Below are 20,821 nucleotides of genomic sequence, written 5' to 3'. Positions count from 1 at the left end.
TCACTGGTCATTTTATTATTTGACTTTTAATTGTTTTAGAACTCCTTGATTCATTTTTTAAGACAGCTAATTTCAGTGTTTAACAAAGAAAAGGACATTATTCAATCAAAAATCGAATAATATCCTTTCGAATAGATTATAACTAATAAAAATCTTTTAAGGTTTTATTTGTTTTAGTGTCTTAATGTCATACATCACTAATTCACCGTTTTTATTGTAAAACTGAACCCCATTTGGTTGAAAGATTAGAAACTTAGGATCAATTTGGGCAATTTTCGCTAACTTTTCTATATGTTCATTTAAAGTTACTTTATCTAACCCATAGTCTGGTAAATCATCGTCATTTTCTTCTTTGGCATTCTCTTTATTTTCTGAAGGAATTTCGTTGGTTGTACCAGTCTCATTCTCCCCTGTATTTTTCTTCGGTTGCTCCTCATTTTTATCTACAGCAGTATTATTCTTATCACTACTTTCAGTATTGTTTGAATCAGGTTTTAATTCTTTATTAGGATGTGTAGACGTTTCAGTTTTGGATTCTTTATCTTTTATTCTTTTTGCTATTAAGTCTTGTGCTTCTTTCCATTCTACTTCTGACAAGTCGGATTTAGTGATACTTCTCAATGAACCACCTCCCGCTCTTGGAATACTAAATGAATTGTCTTCCCATACAAAAGTTTCTTTTGCCAATACATCTTTCGGATCAAAAATATAACCATCTGGAGTTGCAAATCGACCTTCTGCAAGAGCTTTCTGAACTTCTTCAGCAGAATGGATAATTTGCCAATTCTGCATTCCGGCACGATTTTCAAGAGGCGTTACATTAGCAATAACAGATCCAGCATCATCATGACCTGGTTTTGACCAAACTTCAGGACGCACATCAGGATGTTGCATTACATATTTTATAGTTGCTATTTGCTCACTATTTAACCAAGAATAAGGTACGACGTGAATGTGATCGATATGCGGAATAATGAAAGAAGTTCCAGTATCATACGTAGTATTGGCTGCATGCATAGGCAAGCTAGATACATCAACAGCTAATCTTGGTTTAATTTCTGTTTCTACAATATCATAACGATAATTATCTTTATCTTTAAGCATTAGTTCTTGCTCAGAAAAAGCTATTTGAGTAAGATCGAGTTCTTCACGTGAATAAAAATAATCTTTACCACCTTCATTAATTATATAACCAACTTTACTATTTCTAGAAATTTTATTAGTTACTTTTTTATAATCAAACTTTGGTCTTTCCTTCTCATCTGAGTGAACTAAAGAAACGATGTCATCTGGATTTTTACCAGTTTCTTGAATCCATTTAGCAACTTCATCCAATTCGAATTGTTCTAATTCACCATATCCCATATAATGGAAATGATCTCCGTGTTTGGCAATAACACCTGATTTATCAACAGAATCGATGGATTCTTTGGTAAATATGTATCCATCACTCGTATCATAAGGTTTACCATCTAAACCTTTTCCATAAGCTTTGATTGGTTGTCCTAAGAACTTATGAACTACTTCTTTTGATGCTAAAGGTTTAATATCTGTAACAATTTCGTTTAATGCATTTTGCCCTTTTAACGGAATCATTCTTGCAATCTTCTGCTCTAAATCAGACATTTGTGAATAAGGGATAAAGTGATAATGGTCTCCGTGAGGCACTGCGACACCGTTAGCTGTACGTTTGATGATTTGTGCCGGATCAAAGACTAGACCATCCGATTCTACATGTCGTTCTGATAAAGGTTTGGAATACAATTCACGTAAGAGTGTCGGAATGTCTTCCACTTGATTTTGATGATAAGTTGGTGTGACAGTCAGATTTGGAGTCTCTGTCAAACTTGGTTGAGCTGGCTTAGAATTATCACTACTTGGTTTACTTGAACTTGTAGAGGAATGTGCGCCTTGTTTACCATTCCAATAAGCTTGGGCAGCAGCCAATTCTCCTGCTGACAAATCACTCTTAGGGATATAGTGGAAATGATTGCCGTGCGGTACAACAAAAGCGTCTCCTGTATCTTCAATCACATCTGTCGGACTAAAGACATACCCATCATCCGTTGTATAGGCTCCTCCAGTTCCTCGATTCGGTGCCGGCGTATTGAGATTAAAGTTTGGTTTAATGGTTGAACTTGGTTTCTCAGAACTGCTTGGTTTCGAATTATTAGCATGACTTTGAATTGGCTGACCTCCAATTGGCAGATTTCGAGCCAATTTTTCTTCCAAAGCAGACATTTGCGAATACGGAATGAAATGGAAATGATCCCCGTGAGGAACTGCCACACCATTTGCAGTACGTTTTGTAATCTGTGCTGGGTCAAATACTAATCCATCAGACTCCACATGACGTTGGCTAAGTGGCAAAGCGTACAATTCTTGAAGGAGACTAGCTAAATCCTCATTTTGACTCTCCGGAGCTGTTGCAGGATTTTGAGGAGTTTCAGATGGACTAGTTCTCACACTAGATCTTGTTTCTCCTCTGCTTGAACGATATTCAACGGTACTTAATTGACTACCTTTACCAGATAAGAAGGCTTGAGCAGCAGCTAATTCACTGGCAGACAAATCACTCTTCGGAATATAGTGGAAGTGATCGCCATGAGGAACAATATAAGCATCACCTGTATCTTCTATGATATCAGAGGCATTAAAGATATACCCATCATCTGTTGTATAGCGTCCTTGAGCTCTGGCTGCAACTACTGCTTGATCGTTAGAACCACCCCCATGATTACTACTATGTTCCTGCTTCTGACGTTTAATCTCTTCTTTTGTACGAATATTGTCCGCATGAGCCGCATCCTTAAGGTAAACATAGTATTTCCCGTCTACCTTAATCACATAGCCACCCTTGATTTCATTGACAATGTCTGAATCCTTCAACTGATAATTCGGATCTTTCATCAGCAGTTCTTCACTGATGATAGCGTCATAAGGAACCTTGCCATTATAGTAATGATAATGATCTCCATGAGAGGTCACATAACCTTGATCAGTAATTTTAACAACAATTTGTTCAGCATTGATCCCCTCTCGCCGACTAACTTCATCTGGCGTCAGATTTTCAGACTTAGTACTAGCCTGATTCCCTTCTATATAAGCCACACGATTAGGCTCTTTGCTAGTCTGTACCGCTTGGAAACGCCCCAGTTCATAACTTGAAAGGCTTAATGCTAAAAGAGCTACCGAACCAAAAACATATTTTTTATTGATTTTCATCTAAACACACTTCCTATTTCATTTATTCGTTAAATAAAGAACTACACTTTTTCCTAAAGAACTTCGTTAACTGGTTAAGCATATAACTGAAAAACGAAATCACTTTTAAAACTCTCCTATTTTCTATATTTCAAACAAGATTTGAGCGAGTGAGTTAGTTCTCTATATAATTAACCAGTTATTTAACTAGTTAATAGTTTACTCCTATCACATAAATCTGTCAAGAATTTTTTTGACTTTCAGGTAAAATCTAGATAAAAAAGAGGAATATCCCCTAGTATGAGATAGATTCCTCTTTATAATATTTTAGTGTTGAAATGGCATAAAATCCGAAACAAAGGAAATGTTATCCTTATCTTCTGCGTTGACAAAATTTAAAAATAGCTTTTGAAATTCTTCAAATTCATAGTCTGAATGACAAATCCACTCCTTACCTGTCGAGACATACCATTTTCCAAGACTTGCAAGTTGCTCCTTGGTCAAAGATGGTACATGAGAGCAATGATCAAAGTTAATAATATAAACTTTTTCATAGATTGATTTGATAAAATCTTTGAGCATAAACTTTCCTCGCTTAAATTCTATACCTAATAACTAGTTGTACTATTCAATCACTTGGCTCTCAGCTAGTTTTTTGTACCAGTGAGCTGATTTCTTTGGATAGCGTTCTTGTGTTTCAAAGTCCACATAGAAGAGTCCGTAACGTTTTTCATAACCATTAGACCATGAGAAGACGTCCATCAATGACCAGATGAAGTATCCTTTGACGTTTGCACCATCGGCAATCGCATCAGACAATACTTCCAAATGTTGTTTCACATAATCGATACGGCCATCATCGTAAACAGTGTTGTCCACAAATTCATCTTTGTATCCAAGTCCGTTTTCAGTGATGTAGATTTTCTTATAGTTTGGATAATCCTCCTTCACACGCATGATCTGATCATATAGCCCTTGAGGATAAATGATCCAGTCCCAGTCAGTGCGAGGTACATAATCAGGAGCTACACGACGACCAACACCTTTGATTTGGTATTTAGAGCTTCCTTTTTCCCCCTTACCATTGTGGATGATCTCAGTTTCACCATCAAAGGCTTCCATCCAGTCACTCATGTAGTAGTTAATTCCAAGGAAGTCGTTCAAATCTTTAGCTGCTTCAAGTGCTGCAAAGTCTTCGTCACGAAGATCCAAGCTACCACCATTTACTGATAAGATGTGGTTTACACCTTCCATTGTTGCATCTGAATAGTGTCCAAGGTATGTAGCATCCAAGATAAATTTGTTATGGATGATATCTTCCAACTCAGCAGCACGAACGTCTGCAGGATTTTTAGGATCCAATGGATACTTAGTTGGAAGGGCGTGAACAACCCCGATTTCACCTTTGTAGCCTTTGTCTTTGTACAATTTCACAGCACGAGCATGAGACACCATCATATTGTGGTGGGATTGGAAGACTTTGGCAAGGTCATACTGAATACCTGGAGGAAACTTGCCGACCAAGTATTGACCGTCACCGATTGGACCAATTTCATTAAATGTTGTCCAGTAGTTTACTTCTGGGAATTCTTCAAAACAGAAGGCAGCATAGTCTACAAAGTGTTCGATATTTTCACGATTCAAGAAGTCTCCATTTGAGTGAAGAGCTTCAGGAGTATCAAAGTGGTGAAGAGTTACGAATGGTTCTACATGACGTTTATGACATTCAGCAAATAACTTATGATAGAATTCTACCCCTTTTGGATTGACTTCACCATAACCAGTTGGAAAAATACGTGACCAAGCAATAGAAATACGGATACCGTTTACCCCATATTCCTCAGCCAACTTTAAGTCTACTGGATATTTATGGTAGAAATCACTCGCTGGTTCAGCTGTGTACCAATAGTTATCTGCTAGGTATTTGTCCCAGGCAACAGGACCTTTACCATCTGTATGCGTAGCTCCTTCTGCTTGATAAGCTGCTGTTGCGCCACCGAAAATAAAATCTTTAGGAAGTGTTTTTGTCATTTTTTCACCTATTTCTTGATTGGATAAAATGAAAAGCGAGCGGAGAGGAGCTAGTGAGCTATCCATCTCCGTCTCACTTCTTGTACAAAGTCACCAAATAGTGACATAAAGGGGGAAAACTAATATATAATCCGGAGACTCTTTTACAGTCCTCAAGGTCAGTCGAATTGTGACATGAGGAGGTAAAAACGATATTTTTTACCGAAGAATTAACAAGGCGATTAGGAAATTCGCCATAGCGATTTCCATGATGATAGGAGACTGTTTCACAGTCCCTAAGGTTGGTCGAATTGTGACATGAGGAGGTAAAAACGATATTTTTTTACCGACGAATTAACAAGGCGATTAGGAAATTCGCCATAGCGATTTCCGTGATGTTAGGAGACTGTTTTACAGTCCCTAAGGTTAGTCGAATTGTGACATGAGGAGGTAAAAACGATATTTTTTTACCGACGAATTAACAAAGCGATTAGGAAATTCGCCATAGCGATTTCCGTGATGATAGGAGACTGTTTTACAGTCCCTATCGTCAATCGAATTGCGCTTGAACAAATGCAAGAGCACTTTTACCATCACGAGTCAACTTGATGTATTGAGCTCCTTCAGTCTTAGCCAATTTGATTCCAAGTTTATCTGTTTCAGCCTTCATGTCCTCATAGTTTGATGCTACTTGAGGAGCAAGGATAACAAGGTCAAATTCTGGCAACATTTCACGGTGAGCACCGTAACCACCAGCAGCGGCCTTCACAGGAACATTGTATTCTTCAGCAGCTTTATTCAAAGCATTTGCAAGAAGTCCACTTGTTCCACCACCTGCACAGAGAACGAGTACGTTGGTTTCTTCTGTAATTGTATTTTGTGCTGATTCTACTCCAGCTTTTTCAAGGATAGCATCAGCTTTAGCAGTATTAAAGTTTGCTGCTACTTTTTCTTTTAATTCATCGTTGGCTTTACCAGAACGTTCTTCTTCAAGAATTTGTTCGTCATAAACTTTAAGGAATGGATAGTAGATTGCAATATCCACTACGATTAACAATGCTGCAAGAGCAAATGACAAGAACTGGAAGTTTGTACCAAGAACAATACCTAGAGGCCCAGGCGTAGTCCATGGAAGGTTGGCAGTAAATGAGTTCATGCCTAGAGTTTCGATAAAGAACTTAAAGATCCATACGTTTGCAATAGGTGCGAAGATAAATGGAATAAAGAAGATTGGGTTCAAAACAAGTGGTGCACCGAACAAGATTGGTTCATTTACGCCGAAGAAGGTTGGAACTACTGAAGCACGTCCGATGGCACGATTACGCTTAGACTTACACAACCACATAAACATGAATGGAACTACAAGAGTTGCTCCTGTACCACCCATAGTGACGATAAACATTTGTGTACCAGATGTAAGGATTTTATCAGCGTGCATACCTTGTTGAAGAAGGTTCAAGTTGACTTCGGCATTTGCATAAGTAATCGCTGCAATCGCAGGTTCAACGATAGATGGGCCGTGAATACCGACAAACCAGAAGAAGGCAAATGCACCAAAGATAATTGTAATACCAAGATAGCCATCAGCTGCAGAGAATAATGGTGCAAAGAATTTACCGATTGATTCTGCTACACTTGCACCAACAAAGTGACGAGCGAGCAAGTCAAGAGCATAAAGCGAAACTACTGAAAGCGTAAACGGAATAACGTCTTTAAAGACTTGTGAGATATTGGGTGGAACTTCGTCAGGCATGCGAATAGTAACGTTGTTCTTGACACAAACCTTATAGATAGCTACAGTTACAAATGCTGCAAGAAAGGCAGAAAGCAAACCTTTTGTTCCAAGAAAACCAGTTGCAAAGCCACCCTCGATTGGATCAGCTGCTAACATCAGCAAACCAACAATAGCTGCTAAGAGCGTTGACATATAGTTGATTTGATTGGTTTTCTCCATACTACGGTTAACTGAGTCTGTTAAAGATTTAGCAGTGGTTCCAGCTACCAAAAGTGCTAGAATCCCCATAGAGTAGCTGTAAGGTTTCATCAAAAGTGCTACTACTTCATCAGACCATTTAAAGCCCCAAGAGTTTGGAACAAAAGCAATCAAGATAAAAATACTTGAGAAGAGAATGACTGGCATTCCTGCGATAAATCCATCCCGAATAGCACGAAGATAGATATTTCGAGATAGTTTTTCAAAGAAAGGCTTCCCTTTCTCGATATAGGCAATTAACTTATTCATTATTTAGTTCCTCTTTTATAAAGTTCGATTAAATGGTGCATCAAATCTTTTAGCAAAATAGTTGTCATCAAATGATCTTGGCCATGCATCATGGTCACGCTATAAGCCAAATCATCACCTGCAGCTTCCTTGGTTAAAAGACTCGTTTGCGCGTGGTGTGCTTCAGCGATACAGCTACCGGCTTCCTCAACTAAGCTATCCGCTTTCGCAAAATCACCAGCTTCAGCGGCCTTCAAAGCTTCCAATAATTTTGAACGAGCATCACCTGCATAGGCAACGATTTCAAAACCTAACAATGTTACTTCTTCTCTATTCATGATAGAATTCTCCTTATATATTTTTTAGTAAAGCGTTATGATAATAAACGTTGGATGTGTAGAACAAGATAAACTCGTTCACTCTTGTAAAGGTCAAGACCAGTTTCCTGAGCAATGACTTCATAAATTTTGCTACCAATCTCGAATGCTTCTGGATAGGTATTCTTTATATGTTCTTCCATATCGAGCAAGGATTGATTATCATCGCGACTACGATCCAGATAATCCAAGAAATAATTGAGATGAATCATAAAGCGGTCATAGAAATTATTATTATCTGGTGTTCTCTGAATACCATAGCTTCTTAGAACATTTTCAACACTTTTTAAAATTTCTTTTCTCTTATCAATCGACTCAACTACTTCGACTTCATTTTCACCTTCTGCATTGATGAAGTGATAAGCGATACGAATGATCTCGTCTTCAGGAAAATTTTCTGTCAGTTTTTGACGATAAATTTCAAAAGCTTCTTGTGCAATTTGAAAAGCGATGGGATACTTGGCAGAAATATCAGGCAAGTTACTATCCTTATAGCGTCCTTGACTAATAGCCTGATAAGAACAATAGATATGGTCTGTCAGAGTGACGTAGAGATACTCTTGGACAGGATATTGATATTTTTTAGAAAGATTATCAATTATCTCATAAGTGACCGTAATAAAATCAAGCGGTACATCCTTGAGAAGAGCTATAAAATTTTCTCGCGACTCTTCTGTTTTCATCCGGAAAACTTTTTCAACCTGATCCTCAGAAATCAAATCTCCCTTCTTCTTACCGAACGAAATACCCTTACCAATTACGATCAACTCCTCTCCCTTACTATTACGCACGAGAGAAACATTGTTATTCATTGGATTTAATATCCGATACATGGCAACCTCCTTGCCCTATTATTTAAGTTTTGTGAGCATAAAAAATGACCACAAATGAACTCAGAAAATATACCTCTGAGTCATCTGTGATCATGCCTAATATTACTTAGTAACACTCACTTTGTATTAACTTGTGACTTTAGTATATCACAAGAATGATTTTTTGTAAACCTTTACATACAACTTTTTTTTAAAATGTTTTAAAGTTTTTTTACTAGGTTTTTGGACATAAAGGGGGAAGTTTACACACGTTCAGTCCATGAAGTAGCTGTTGTTTTAAGAACCTTGTTAAGTTCATCGATGTTTTCAAATCCTGTTGTACGAAGCCATTCGCGAGCTGCTGCTTCACCATCTTTGATATAAGCTTCAACTGATCCTGCCCATGTAGCACGTCCACAAAGAACTCCATTGAAGTTTGCGCCTGATTCGTGGGCAAAGACAAGAGTTTCTTGGAAGAGTTTAGCGGATACACCTGCACTCAAGTAGATGTATGGAAGATTAGTAGCTTCGTCTTGAGCTTTGAAGAAAGCAGCTGCTTCTTCACGTGTATGAACGATTTCTCCATCACCAAAGCCTTCAACGTATTTCACGTTAACTGGAACTTCTACTTTCAAGACATCGATGTTGAAACATGGGTCTGAGAAGACTTTCATAGCACCGATAACTTTATGTGGTTTTACTTTAGCGTATTCAGCAGAACCTGCATCAGCAATTTTTTCATCGTAAGCAAGGATTTCAAGGAAGAATGGAATATCTTCTGCCACACACTCAGAACCGATACGTTCAATGTAGGCTTGTTTTTGTTGGTTGAGTTCGTCAGAGCTATCTACGTCATAGTAAAGCAAGAACTTCACAGCATCTGCACCTTGTTCCTTGATACGTTTTGCAGACCAAACATCCAAGCAGTCAGGCAAGCGTTTTGTACTTGTTGTATCGTATCCTGTTTTTTCATAAGCAAGGAGAAGACCTGCATTTGGATCAAGAGCTTTTGTTGCAGGAAGTCCGTATTCAGGGTCAAGAAGCATAGATGAAGCGTATTTTGTCAATTCATCTGCTACCAAGACTTTAAGTTCTTCCATTTGAGCTACTGTTGGCTCTTCTGTTTGGTATTGAGCCATAAGGCGTTTCAAAGCACCACGTTGGTCAAAGGCAAGAGCTGAGATGATACCATTCTCATCAGAGAGTTTTTCCAAACATGCACGTTTATTTGGGCTTAATGTTAATTTACTCATAGATTCTTCCTTATTTTTCAAACTCGTGAATAATGACACCTTGAACGACGCGGTTTACTGTACCTGTAGGTGATGGTGTATCTGGTCTATTTCCAACCTTAAGCGAAGTCAAGAGAGCAAATAACTGACCGTAAACGATATAAGGGAAGACACGGTAAACATCATTCAAAACGCCACCGCAGCCAAGCGCTACTTCCTTAACATTTTCAAGGCCAAAGGCTTGGTCACTCAAGAGAACAACGCGACGAGCGATTTGGTCCCCTGCAACTTCACGAACCAAGTCTAAGTCATACTTACGAGTATAGTCCGTTGTAGTACCAAAAACTAAAACTATAGTATCTTCATTGATAAGAGATTTTGGGCCGTGACGGAAGCCGACTGGACTTTCATACATTGTGGCAACCTGACCTGCAGTCAATTCCAAAATTTTCAGTTGTGCCTCATGAGCAAGTCCGAAGAATGGACCTGCACCTAAGTAAATCACTCGGTTAAAGTCTAGGTCAACCAACTCTTTCACATCTGCCACATTGTCAAGAACTTTACGAGCAAGACTAGAAAGCACTTCAAAACGTTCAGCTTTAACTGCAAATTCTGTTGGATCAAATACCAAAAGTGCTGTCAACATCATTGAAGTGAAGCTTGAAGTCATAGCAAAGCCAGCATCGTTAGAAGCAGCTGGTTGTAGCAACAAGAGGTTGTGGTCATCACCATGCGCTTGGAGAGCCAATTTTCCTTCAGCAGCACAAGTAATAGTCACTTGATAAAGTTCATCAACCAATGACTTGGCCAAGTCAACTGTTGCCACACTCTCAGGTGAGTTCCCGCTACGCGCGAATGATACCAAAACAGTCGCCACATCTTTTTTCAAATAAGTTTGTGGGTTTGCTACGATATCAGTTGTCGCAATAGCATTAAAATTCCATTTACGTTCATCATAAACTTCCTTGAAGTAAGGAACGAGAGTATCACCTACATAAGCAGAAGTTCCAGCACCAGTCAGGATAACCTTGATGTAGTCATGTTTGTCAGCAATTCCTTGTAAAAAGGCTGCAATTTCATCTCGTCGTGCTTGATAAGCTTCAAAAGCTTCTTTCCAAACGTCTGGTTGTTGGTAAATTTCGCGAGTTGTGATTTCTGCCCCCAACTCAAGCAATTCTTCTTTTGTGTAATCTAGCATTGAGTTCCTCTAATCTATTATTATATTGTTTTTTATTTAAAATATGGGAATGGGAGTAAGCCCCATTCCCATTTATATTCTATGAAATATGTTCTAACAGTATTTCTGTTATTACACCTTATTCATCTTCATCGTCATCGTCAAAGCCAGCCAATAAATCATTAACTTTGACAATGCTTTCTGAAGCACGACTCTTATAATCTGCATCAGCACCGGTTAGGCTCGCATTGATAAACTCGATAACCATTGGAAGATTCATTCCTGCATAAAGTTCAATGTCACGACCTTCCATAATCAGACGGCTCACCACATTACATGGTGTTCCACCAAGGAGGTCAGCAAAGACTAGGAAATCATCCAAACCTTCGACAGCAACTTCAAATTTTGCAGTGAAATCTTCTGGTCCATCTTCTGGAAGAAGAGCAACTGCATGAATATTTTCTTGTGGACCCATAATCATTTCTGTGCTACCTTTAAGTTCTTCACAGAAACGTCCATGGCTCACTAAAATCAATGATTTACTCATAAATTATGCGCCCATTCCAAGTAAGAATTTACCGATGAATGAAAGTCCAACAGCAAGAGCAATGATAATACCGATTGCTTTAGTTGAGTTCATACCTTTCTTACCAAGCAACCAGAAGATGAATGCTGTGAAGATTGCTGGAAGCAAGCGTGGGAAGATTGAGTTCAAGATATCTTGGAAGTCAATCATTTTCTCACCGATTGGCAATTTGTATGAAATTTCAAAGTTGATCATTGTTGCTACAAGAGCACCCATCATGAATACACCAAGAACAGATGCAGCTTCAATCAAAGCTGTCAAAGTGCTTTGCATGTTGTTGATAAGGTTAACCCCTTCTTTGTAGGCAAATTCCAATTGTTTCCAACGGAAGATGTCATACGCTACTGCAACTGCGATCCAAAGGAAGATACCCCAAGGTTGACCAGCGATAGCCATTGTTGCAGCGATAGATCCCATGATAGCAGGTACCAGTGAACCAAAGATAGTATCTCCAAGAGGAGCGAATGGTCCCATCAAACCTGTCTTGATACCGTTAACCGCATCTTTTGAGCCAACGCCATCTTTTTCTTCCATAGCAAGGTCAAAACCAGCGATGATTGTGTGGAAGAATGGTGAAGTGTTGAAGAATTGAGTATGAACTTTCATCATTTCTTTCAACTCAGGAGTTCCATCTCCATACATTTTACGCAATTGTGGCAAGATCATGTAAAGGTAACCTGATGCTTGCATACGCTCGTAGTTCCATCCCAATTGGAAAGTGAACAAGCTACGTTTGTTAATTTGATTAAAATCTTCTTTTGTTAATTTGTAATTAGAATTCGTCATCTTCAATTTCCCCACTTTCTGATGGTGTAGAAGGTGCTGCTACAGCAACTTTTTGGCTGTTCTTGAAGTGAACAACTGCAAGGAAGATACCCACGATAGAGATACCGATCATAGACAATCCTTTGAAGTTGTTTGCAAAGCCAATTTTTTCAGCAACGTCAGCAGGAAGAGTGCCAATGATACCAGCAACTGCTCCACCAAGACCTGTTACATATGAGTAAAGTACAGTCAACATAGCTGTCAAACCGAATCCCATAGCAAGGTAGTGAAGGTTACGTTTAACTGGAAGGTAACGAAGCAAGATAGCGAATCCAAGACCTGGAAGCATACGACCTGCAAGAGTCAAACCGTCTGCAACCCATTGGTATTCTTTAACAAGGTTTACAACACCTTGTACGAATTCTCCACCGAAAGCAAGCGCGAAGAATACTGGAAGGGCACGAGAAGCAGCCCATGGAAGCGCACCAAGAAGGTAGTTACGTTCGATAGCTTTATAGTCAAAGCGTTCGATCGCAGCATCAATACGGTGTGCGAAGAATGTAGTAGTCATACGACCAAGTACGTCGAAGTAAGTCAAAAGTGCCGCTACTGGTACAGCGATTGTAGTGATCGCAAGGTCAGTTTCGATACCTTGTGAAACTGAGAAAGCAGTCGCAAGAACCGCACCAGAAGTTGCGTCGATACGAGAAGCACCACCAAAGGTACCTACCCCAAGTACGAACAACTGCAAGCTACCACCGATAAACAAACCAGTTGTCAAATCTCCCATGATCAAACCAGTAATGAAACCAGCGAATACAGGGGAACCTGCAGAAGAAACGATAGTCAACTCATCACAGATTTGATAAGCTGAGTACAAAGTGAGAAGTAAAATTTGCCACCATTGTATCATAACAATGACCTCCTAAAAATTTTTTCCTATTTTAATAAGCTCAAAAAGTCTGAAACTGGATCATTTGGAACCATTTGAGCAGTAAGTTTAACACCTTTTTCCGCCAATTTGTGGAAATCTTCTACGTCTTTATCTACAACGTTGATTGAACGTGTGATAGAACGTGTTTCTGGTGTTTGAGACATATTACCAACATTGACTGCTTCAAGCGGTACCCCTGCTTCCACTAATCCAAGGAAGCGGTCTGGTTTACGAGCAACGATAAACAAACGTTGGCTATCATATTTTCCAGCAAGGATATTGGCTGCAGCTTTTTCAACTGGCAAAATACTAAGTTTTACACCTGGTGGTGTTGCAAGTTTCAATCCGCTCTTTTCAACATCGTTGTTAACAACTTCATTGTCAACGACCATGATACGTGAAACATTCAGTTTAGCAGACCAAAGGTTTGCTACTTGTCCGTGGATCAAACGTCCATCAATACGGCATCCTACAATTGTCATAAATTTTCCCCCTTTATATGTTTTAGTGTAGGTTTACGAGTTAAGTATATGTGATCTCTATATTCCCCTTCAGTTTCAAAGATAATGATGCGGTTAGCACCTTCCTTGAGATAGCTGTGCGGAATATAAAGCGATAAGGTTGGACCGACATTCCAGAAACGTCCGAGATGATGACCATTGACATAGGCAATCCCTTTACCAAACTCAGATAGTTCTAAGTAGGTGTCCTTCGGAGCCTCAACTTCAAAGTCATAGGCGTAAAAAGCAGGTTGTCCTTCTGTCCATCCTTTTGAGAAATCAATCTTTTCAGGATTATCTAGTGGAAGCGAATAGTGTTCCCAGTTCAGCATGAAGTGTAGGTCTTTGCAGACACCTGTACGAATCCCTTTTCGTTGTGTATCTGCTAGGAACTTATGCCCGTAATTGACACGCCCCATATTTTCTACCAAGACATCAAATCGAGAGAGCGCTTTCTTTTCTCCTTGATAGAAGATGTCCTCACCAATTTCTGTCTGGTATTGAGTTGCGACCCATTTACCATCTACAAATAGCTGAGCTCTGTCTCGACCGTCAATGATACGGATACGTTCTTCTTCTGCATCCCAACTAGCTTCTGTACGATAGAGTAGATAACCGTAGCTTTGTCCCAACTCTTCCATTTTCTTAGGATAGAGACTTTTAGTTGGACTTGTTAGGCTATCCAAGGTTTCAAATAGAGAAACTTTCTCGACCAGTGGAATGTTTTCAACTTCCATGCTCTCTTTGTAAAGCGGTTCTAATTGTGGATACTCAGGATAGTAAGTCTCCATCATTTTCTTAACTGCCATGTATTTAGCAGTTGGATTCCCAGCTTCATTAAGGAGAGCGTCATAATCATAAGATGTTACTTGTGGTAAATCAATAGTTCCTCGAGCTGAACAACCATTCATAAAACCAAAGTTGGTTCCACCGTGGAACATGTAAAGGTTGATAGAGCCTTGCTCCAGTACCTCATGTACGGCTTCTGCTAACTCCTCTGGCTCACGCGTAATGACTGGTTCTTTCCATCGGTTAAACCATCCATCCCAGAATTCCATACACATGAGTGGCCATTTCTTGCCATACTCATCAAAGAACTCTTGCATTTGCGAGAAGTTAAAGTTAGCTTTTGAACCAAAGTTCCCTGTCACAAAGAGATCATCTTCAATCAAGGTACCAGCTTTCAGAGTTGCTCGCCACGGACCATCAGATGTAAAGAGCGGACAAGTCACTGAACGTTCTTCCATCAATCGACGAATCTCACGCAAGTAGGTTTTGTCCTCACCGTATGAACCGTACTCATTTTCAACCTGCATCATGAGGATGTTACCACCATTATCCAACAATCTTGGAACAAAACGTGGAAGTAAATGATCATAGTAGCGTCCTACCATTTCTATAAAGGCTGGATCAGAGGAACGGATTCGCATGTCTTTATTTAAAAGCCATGCTGGTAAACCACCGAATTCCCACTCTGCACAGATAAAGGGAGATGGCCGAACAATAGCATACAAGCCTAAGTCCTGAGCTGTCTGAAGAAATTTTTCAATATCAAGATTGCCTTCAAAATTGAAGTTTCCCTCAGTTGGTTCATGTAAATTCCAAGCGACATATGTTTCAACAGTGTTAAAACCTAAAGCCTTGAGATTGTACAATGAATGATACCAGTCTTCTTCAGGAATTCTAAAATAATGAATGGCACCAGATAAAATTTTGAATGGTTCCCCATCTAGGTAAAAATCATCCTCAATTTTAAACCTTGTCATTTTACCACCCCATACTTTTCCGTTTGCGCTTTCATTTGTTGTTATATTAAATGATAAACTAATGAATCCATCTTGTCAATAGATTTTTCGAAAATTATTTAAAATTTTTCTTTTTTTTACTGAATTGTTTTCTAAAATTCTTGTAAAAAAATTTTTTTCTTAAATATTTTCGATCTAGATAGCATAAATGTATGAGTTTATAACCGTAAATAATATGTAAGTCAATCACTTAGAATATTATTTTATTTTTTTACATTATTTACTATCATTTTCAAACTATTTATGGTAAAATCGAAGATGGAGAAGGAAAAAATGAGGTAAAAATATGGCAATTCCAAAGTATCAATATATCAAAGATGAATTGAAAAACAAAATCATTTCAGGTCAATTTGCAAGTGGCGACAAGTTCTACACTGAAGCAGAATTGATTGCAATGTATGACGTAAGTTCGATCACTGTTGTTCGCGCCTTAAACGACCTTGCTAAAGACGGTTATATTGTCCGCCAACAAGGAAAGGGAACCTTTGTGGCTCGCGCTCGCAAGCACAAACTCGTAGAATTTTCTGATGTAGAAATTTTTGAAACCAAGGACGATAAAGTCACTGTTCTTTCCATTGAACGCGGTAACGATCTTAACTACTTAGAAAAATTGGGATTGCGTGGCGATCAATTTTATTACAAAATCGAACGTATCCGTGAATCTAACGGTGTTACTTATATCTACCACACATCTTATATCCCTGAACAATACATCAATGCAAACTATCCAAATCTTGAATACTATAGTTCTATCTATAATCGTTTCAAATTGGACTACCACATTCACATGAATGACGAGCATTTTGAAGAAATCAATGAAATTATATTTCCAACTCCAGAACATGCTGCTTCTATCCTAGGAATCGACGCTCAATTCCCAACTGTTCTCCAAACCAAGACAACTAAACTTGAGTCAACCGGCCAAGTGTTGGAATACATTGAAACTTACAAACGTTCTGATTTCTATAAGATTAAATTTATCTCATGTGATCGCGATCACTAAACTTAAAAGTCTGAGACAATTGTTTCAGGCTTTTCTGTTTTTCATTATAGCACGCCAGCTTTTAGTAGGAAATATCAAATGACTTTAAACTATAATTTGGAGAAATTTTACTAAAAACAGAGCAAAAATTGAAAAGCAGTTCAAATTAAATAACTTCTTATATTTTTTATAGGTATTTTATTAAAATACTTGACTTTACTAGATTCAGATAATACAATGGAATTAGTTTGTGAAAACGCTACCAAAACAATAAATTAGGAGGTTATTTAATGAAACCAGAAAATAAACAGCGTTTCTCTATTCGTAAATACGCAATCGGAGCAGCTTCTGTCTTGATCGGCTTTGCCTTTCATGCACAAGCTGTTGCCGCTGATGGAGTCGTACCTACTGCAACAGAGAATCAACCTACTATCCAAGCCGCAGAAGAGTCGTCTCCACAGGCCAGCGAAGAAAAACTTGAAACTAGTCCTACACCAGAAGCCGTAGCTCCTGCAGCTCCAGTGACACCTGTAACAAACACTGAAGCACCAAAAGTTGAAGCTACTCCTGCACCTATTGTAGAAAAAACTGTTACAACCGAAGAAACTCCAGCAAAACCAGAAGTAACTGAAGAAGCTAAGCAGCCAGAACCAGAAAAGGCAGAAAACAAAGAAGTTGCTAAAGTTGAAGCTCCTGTAGTCGCTACAGAGAAAGCAGCTCAAGTCAATGAAAAACTAGCTAAAAAGAAAATCGTTTCAATCGATGCAGGGCGTAAATATTTCTCTCCTGAACAACTGAAAGAAATCATCGACAAAGCCAAACACTATGGCTATACTGATCTTCATCTCCTAGTCGGAAATGACGGCTTGCGCTTTATGCTAGATGATATGTCCCTAACTGTAGGAGACAAGACTTATGCGAGCGACGATGTCAAACGCGCTGTTGAAAATGGAACAAACGCCTACTACAACGATCCAAACGGCAATCATCTAACTGAAAGTCAAATGACCGACTTGATTAACTATGCTAAGGATAAAGGTATCGGCCTTATCCCATCTGTTAACAGTCCTGGTCACATGGATGCTATCCTCAATGCCATGAAAGAACTGGGTATTGAAAAGCCTAACTTTAACTATTTTGGTAAAGAATCAGCACGTACTGTCGACCTTGACAATGAAAAAGCAGTTGCCTTCACAAAAGCTTTGATTGATAAGTATGCAGGCTACTTTGCTGGTAAATCTGAAATCTTCAACATCGGTTTGGATGAGTACGCTAACGATGCTACGGATGCTAAAGGATGGAGCGTTCTTCAAGCCTATAAATGGTATCCAGAAGATGGATTCCCAGACAAGGGCTATGACAAATTCATCGCCTATGCTAATGACCTAGCTCGTATCGTCAAATCTCACGGTCTAAAACCTATGGCCTTCAATGACGGTATCTACTATAATAGCGATACAAGTTTTGGTACCTTTGACAAGGACATCATCGTCTCTATGTGGACTGGTGGCTGGGGCGGTTACGATGTCGCTTCTTCTAAATTACTAGCTGAAAAAGGACACGAAATCCTCAATACTAACGATGCTTGGTACTACGTTCTCGGCCGTAATGCTGACGGGCAAGGTTGGTACAACCTTGATCAAGGATTGAACGGTATTAAGAGTACACCGATTACTTCTGTTCCAAAAACTGAAGGAGCTGACGTTCCTATTATCGGTGGTATGGTAGCGGCTTGGGCTGATACTCCATCTGCTCGCTACTCTCCATCTCGTCTCTTCAAACTCATGCGTCAATTCGCAAACTCAAATGCTGAATACTTCGCTGCTGATTACGAGTCTGCTGAACAAGCTCTGAAAGAAGTTCCAACAGACCTTACTCGCTACACAGAAGAAAGTATTGCAGCCGTTAAAGAAGCTGAAAAAGCCATCCGTTCTCTCGATAGCAACCTCAGCCGTGCTCAACAAGATACTATTGATCAAGCGATCGCAAAACTCCAAGAAGCTGTTAGCAACTTGACCTTCACTCCAGAAGCTCAAAAAGAAGAAGATGCTAAACGTGAAGTTGAAAAACTAGCTAAGAACAAGGTTATCTCTATCGATGCTGGACGTAAATACTTCACGCTCGACCAACTTAAACGTATCGTAGATAAAGCCAGCGAACTCGGTTACTCTGACCTTCACTTGCTCCTTGGAAACGATGGACTTCGCTTCCTACTTGATGATATGAGTATCTCAGCAAACGGCAAGACTTATGCAAGCGACGATGTGAAAAAGGCCATCATCGAAGGAACAAAATCTTACTACGATGATCCTAACGGAACTACTTTGAACCAAGCTGAAATCACTGAGCTTATCCAGTATGCTAAGGACAAAGGTATTGGACTAATCCCAGCTATCAATAGCCCAGGTCACATGGATGCTATGCTTGTCGCTATGGAAAAATTAGGCATCGCAAACCCTCAAGCTAACTTTGACAAGGTTTCAAAAACAACTATGGACCTTGAAAACGAAGAAGCAATGAACTTTACAAAAGCCCTTATCGGTAAGTACATGGACTTCTTTGCAGGCAAGACTAAGATCTTTAACTATGGTACAGATGAGTATGCTAATGACGCTACCAATGCTCAAGGTTGGTACTACCTCAAGTGGTATGGTCTCTACGGCAAATTTGCTGAATACTCTAATAGCCTAGCTGCCATGGCTAAAGAAAAAGGTCTTCAACCAATGGCCTTTAACGATGGCTTCTACTACGAAGACAAGGATGATGTTGAGTTTGATAAAGACGTTATCATCTCTTACTGGTCTAAAGGCTGGTGGGGTTACAACCTTGCGTCTCCTCAATACCTAGCAAGCAAAGGCTATAAATTCCTTAACACGAATGGAGATTGGTACTACATTCTCGGTCAAAAACCAGAAGATGGTGGTGGCTTCCTCAAGAAAGCTATTGAAAATACTGAAAAAACTCCATTTAACCAACTAGCATCAACTAAATATCCTGAAGTTGACCTACCTACTGTTGGTAGTATGTTAGCTATCTGGGCTGATCGACCAAGCGCAGAATACAAGGAAGAAGAAATCTTTGAACTCATGACTGCTTTTGCAGACCACAACAAGGACTATTTCCGTGCTAACTACAAAGCGCTACGCGAAGAACTTGCTCAAATCCCTGAAAACTTAGAAGGATATAGCACAGAAAGTCTCGACGCTCTCAAGGTTGCTAAAGACGCTCTTAACTACAACCTCAATCGTAATAAACAAGCTGAGTTAGATACACTTGTAGCTAATCTCAAAGCTGCTAGACTTGGTCTTAAACCAGCTGCCACTCACTCAGGAAGCCTCGATGAGAGTGAAACTGCTGCTACAGTTGAAAATCGACCAGAGCTTCTTGTTAAGACAGAAGAAATTCCGTTTGAGATCGTTAAGAAAGAAAATCCTAACCTTCCAGCAGGACAAGAGAAAGTCATCACTGCTGGTGTCAAAGGAGAACGTACTAAGTATCTTTCAGTTGTGACTGAAAATGGCAAGCAGACAGAAACAGTTCTTGAAAATCAAGTAACGAAAGAAGCTGTCAATCAAGTTGTCGAAGTTGGAACATTAACAACACATGTAGGAGACGAAAAAGGTCAAGCTCCTGTTGCAGATGCAAAACCACGTGTTGTGATCGAGGACGAAGAAATTCCATTTACAACGATCACTCGCGAGACTCCTTCGCTACCTAAGGGACAAACTCGTCTAGTAACTGCAGGTGTCAACGGTCGTCGTAGCCATTTCTACTCTGTGACTACTGCTGCTGATGGATCTGAAGTTAAAACATTGGTTACTAGCGTTGTAGCTCAAGAACCAGTCGCTCAAGTGATCGAAGTTGGCAACCCTGTCACTCATGTCGGTGATGAACATGGTCAAGCAGCTATCGCTGAAGAAAAACCAAAATTAGATATTCCAAATGAACCAGCTCCAGCAACTGTTCCTGTTGAGGAAAACAAAGCTCTTCCTCAAGGCCCAGCTCCTGTAGCAAAAGATAATAAACTTCCTGAAACAGGAAGCCAAGGTTCAGAATGGTTGATTGCTACTGGTCTTATGACTGCTCTCACAGCTTATGGACTTAGCAAGAAAAAAGATTAAGCACAAATAAAAAGCGGGACAAAAGTGAACTGCATCCCAAAAGTTAGACAGAAAAAATCTAACTTTTGGGGTGTTTTTATTATGAAATTGACTTA

The 20,821-nt window shown here is 39.4% G+C and carries 15 protein-coding genes; 2 read left to right on the top strand and 13 right to left on the bottom strand.

The window, feature by feature from the left end; translation table 11 throughout:
- Window positions 1-156: 156 nt before the first annotated feature.
- The 13 genes from HMPREF1116_RS05940 to HMPREF1116_RS05880 all read right to left on the bottom strand — a co-directional run bounded on the left by HMPREF1116_RS05940 (window position 157) and on the right by HMPREF1116_RS05880 (window position 15,584).
- Window positions 157-3,225: a pneumococcal-type histidine triad protein gene (locus HMPREF1116_RS05940; RefSeq protein ID WP_000700521.1), complete on the bottom strand. Its 3,069-nt coding sequence runs from the start codon at window positions 3,223-3,225 to the stop codon at window positions 157-159.
- 306 nt (window positions 3,226-3,531) lie between these two features.
- A complete protein-coding gene (locus HMPREF1116_RS05935; RefSeq protein WP_000910132.1) occupies window positions 3,532-3,786 on the bottom strand; it encodes a DUF3884 family protein in 255 nt (84 codons plus the stop codon).
- A 42-nt stretch (window positions 3,787-3,828) separates the two neighbouring features.
- Entirely contained in the window at window positions 3,829-5,235 is a 1,407-nt protein-coding gene (gene lacG / locus HMPREF1116_RS05930; RefSeq protein ID WP_025171259.1) for a 6-phospho-beta-galactosidase, read from the bottom strand.
- Between the two features lie 529 nt (window positions 5,236-5,764).
- Window positions 5,765-7,456 (bottom strand): lactose-specific PTS transporter subunit EIIC, encoded by a 1,692-nt coding sequence (locus HMPREF1116_RS05925; protein WP_001037361.1) that lies wholly within the window; start codon window positions 7,454-7,456, stop codon window positions 5,765-5,767.
- Complete coding sequence (locus HMPREF1116_RS05920) at window positions 7,456-7,773, bottom strand: PTS lactose/cellobiose transporter subunit IIA (RefSeq protein ID WP_001078321.1); 318 nt, start codon at window positions 7,771-7,773, stop codon at window positions 7,456-7,458. The genes HMPREF1116_RS05925 and HMPREF1116_RS05920 overlap by 1 nt, the downstream gene beginning before the upstream one ends.
- A 35-nt stretch (window positions 7,774-7,808) precedes the next feature.
- Window positions 7,809-8,645 (bottom strand): PRD domain-containing protein, encoded by an 837-nt coding sequence (locus HMPREF1116_RS05915; RefSeq protein ID WP_007555138.1) that lies wholly within the window; start codon window positions 8,643-8,645, stop codon window positions 7,809-7,811.
- Between the two features lie 242 nt (window positions 8,646-8,887).
- Entirely contained in the window at window positions 8,888-9,877 is a 990-nt protein-coding gene (lacD, locus tag HMPREF1116_RS05910) for a tagatose-bisphosphate aldolase (protein ID WP_000041108.1), read from the bottom strand.
- Window positions 9,878-9,887: 10 nt separating this feature from the next.
- Entirely contained in the window at window positions 9,888-11,054 is a 1,167-nt protein-coding gene (locus HMPREF1116_RS05905; protein WP_000888261.1) for an SIS domain-containing protein, read from the bottom strand.
- A 118-nt stretch (window positions 11,055-11,172) separates the two neighbouring features.
- Complete coding sequence (locus HMPREF1116_RS05900) at window positions 11,173-11,580, bottom strand: PTS sugar transporter subunit IIA (RefSeq protein ID WP_000045704.1); 408 nt, start codon at window positions 11,578-11,580, stop codon at window positions 11,173-11,175.
- A 3-nt stretch (window positions 11,581-11,583) separates the two neighbouring features.
- Window positions 11,584-12,405, bottom strand: a complete 822-nt coding sequence (locus tag HMPREF1116_RS05895; protein WP_000185292.1) for a PTS system mannose/fructose/sorbose family transporter subunit IID — start codon at window positions 12,403-12,405, stop codon at window positions 11,584-11,586.
- A complete protein-coding gene (locus HMPREF1116_RS05890) occupies window positions 12,392-13,297 on the bottom strand; it encodes a PTS mannose/fructose/sorbose/N-acetylgalactosamine transporter subunit IIC (RefSeq protein ID WP_000616985.1) in 906 nt (301 codons plus the stop codon). Before HMPREF1116_RS05890 ends, HMPREF1116_RS05895 begins: the two co-directional genes overlap by 14 nt.
- Before the next feature lie 26 nt (window positions 13,298-13,323).
- Entirely contained in the window at window positions 13,324-13,800 is a 477-nt protein-coding gene (locus tag HMPREF1116_RS05885) for a PTS system mannose/fructose/N-acetylgalactosamine-transporter subunit IIB (protein WP_000156977.1), read from the bottom strand.
- Window positions 13,797-15,584, bottom strand: a complete 1,788-nt coding sequence (locus HMPREF1116_RS05880) for a glycoside hydrolase family 35 protein (RefSeq protein WP_000196615.1) — start codon at window positions 15,582-15,584, stop codon at window positions 13,797-13,799. Before HMPREF1116_RS05880 ends, HMPREF1116_RS05885 begins: the two co-directional genes overlap by 4 nt.
- A gap of 325 nt (window positions 15,585-15,909) precedes the next feature.
- Here HMPREF1116_RS05880 and HMPREF1116_RS05875 point away from each other — a divergent pair, with 325 nt between their 5' ends.
- Entirely contained in the window at window positions 15,910-16,626 is a 717-nt protein-coding gene (locus HMPREF1116_RS05875) for a GntR family transcriptional regulator (RefSeq protein ID WP_001007178.1), read from the top strand.
- 269 nt (window positions 16,627-16,895) lie between these two features.
- The gene (gene strH / locus HMPREF1116_RS05870) at window positions 16,896-20,726 is read left to right on the top strand and encodes an LPXTG-anchored beta-N-acetylhexosaminidase StrH (RefSeq protein ID WP_000801864.1); all 3,831 of its coding nucleotides are present in this window, start codon (window positions 16,896-16,898) and stop codon (window positions 20,724-20,726) included.
- Window positions 20,727-20,821: the final 95 nt, after the last annotated feature.

It is taken from the genome of Streptococcus sp. SK140, assembly GCF_000259525.1.
Classification (GTDB): domain Bacteria; phylum Bacillota; class Bacilli; order Lactobacillales; family Streptococcaceae; genus Streptococcus.
This window is presented reverse-complemented; position numbering and strand designations above follow the sequence as displayed.

Excerpts from the sequence above, each read along its gene's own strand:
- HMPREF1116_RS05940 (WP_000700521.1), bottom strand. The coding sequence starts at position 3,225 with ATGAAAATCAATAAAAAATATGTTTTTGGTTCGGTAGCTCTTTTAGCA.
- HMPREF1116_RS05935 (WP_000910132.1), bottom strand. The coding sequence starts at position 3,786 with ATGCTCAAAGATTTTATCAAATCAATCTATGAAAAAGTTTATATTATT.
- lacG (WP_025171259.1), bottom strand. The coding sequence starts at position 5,235 with ATGACAAAAACACTTCCTAAAGATTTTATTTTCGGTGGCGCAACAGCA.
- HMPREF1116_RS05925 (WP_001037361.1), bottom strand. The coding sequence starts at position 7,456 with ATGAATAAGTTAATTGCCTATATCGAGAAAGGGAAGCCTTTCTTTGAA.
- HMPREF1116_RS05920 (WP_001078321.1), bottom strand. The coding sequence starts at position 7,773 with ATGAATAGAGAAGAAGTAACATTGTTAGGTTTTGAAATCGTTGCCTAT.
- HMPREF1116_RS05915 (WP_007555138.1), bottom strand. The coding sequence starts at position 8,645 with ATGTATCGGATATTAAATCCAATGAATAACAATGTTTCTCTCGTGCGT.
- lacD (WP_000041108.1), bottom strand. The coding sequence starts at position 9,877 with ATGAGTAAATTAACATTAAGCCCAAATAAACGTGCATGTTTGGAAAAA.
- HMPREF1116_RS05905 (WP_000888261.1), bottom strand. The coding sequence starts at position 11,054 with ATGCTAGATTACACAAAAGAAGAATTGCTTGAGTTGGGGGCAGAAATC.
- HMPREF1116_RS05900 (WP_000045704.1), bottom strand. The coding sequence starts at position 11,580 with ATGAGTAAATCATTGATTTTAGTGAGCCATGGACGTTTCTGTGAAGAA.
- HMPREF1116_RS05895 (WP_000185292.1), bottom strand. The coding sequence starts at position 12,405 with ATGACGAATTCTAATTACAAATTAACAAAAGAAGATTTTAATCAAATT.
- HMPREF1116_RS05890 (WP_000616985.1), bottom strand. The coding sequence starts at position 13,297 with ATGATACAATGGTGGCAAATTTTACTTCTCACTTTGTACTCAGCTTAT.
- HMPREF1116_RS05885 (WP_000156977.1), bottom strand. The coding sequence starts at position 13,800 with ATGACAATTGTAGGATGCCGTATTGATGGACGTTTGATCCACGGACAA.
- HMPREF1116_RS05880 (WP_000196615.1), bottom strand. The coding sequence starts at position 15,584 with ATGACAAGGTTTAAAATTGAGGATGATTTTTACCTAGATGGGGAACCA.
- HMPREF1116_RS05875 (WP_001007178.1), top strand. The coding sequence starts at position 15,910 with ATGGCAATTCCAAAGTATCAATATATCAAAGATGAATTGAAAAACAAA.
- strH (WP_000801864.1), top strand. The coding sequence starts at position 16,896 with ATGAAACCAGAAAATAAACAGCGTTTCTCTATTCGTAAATACGCAATC.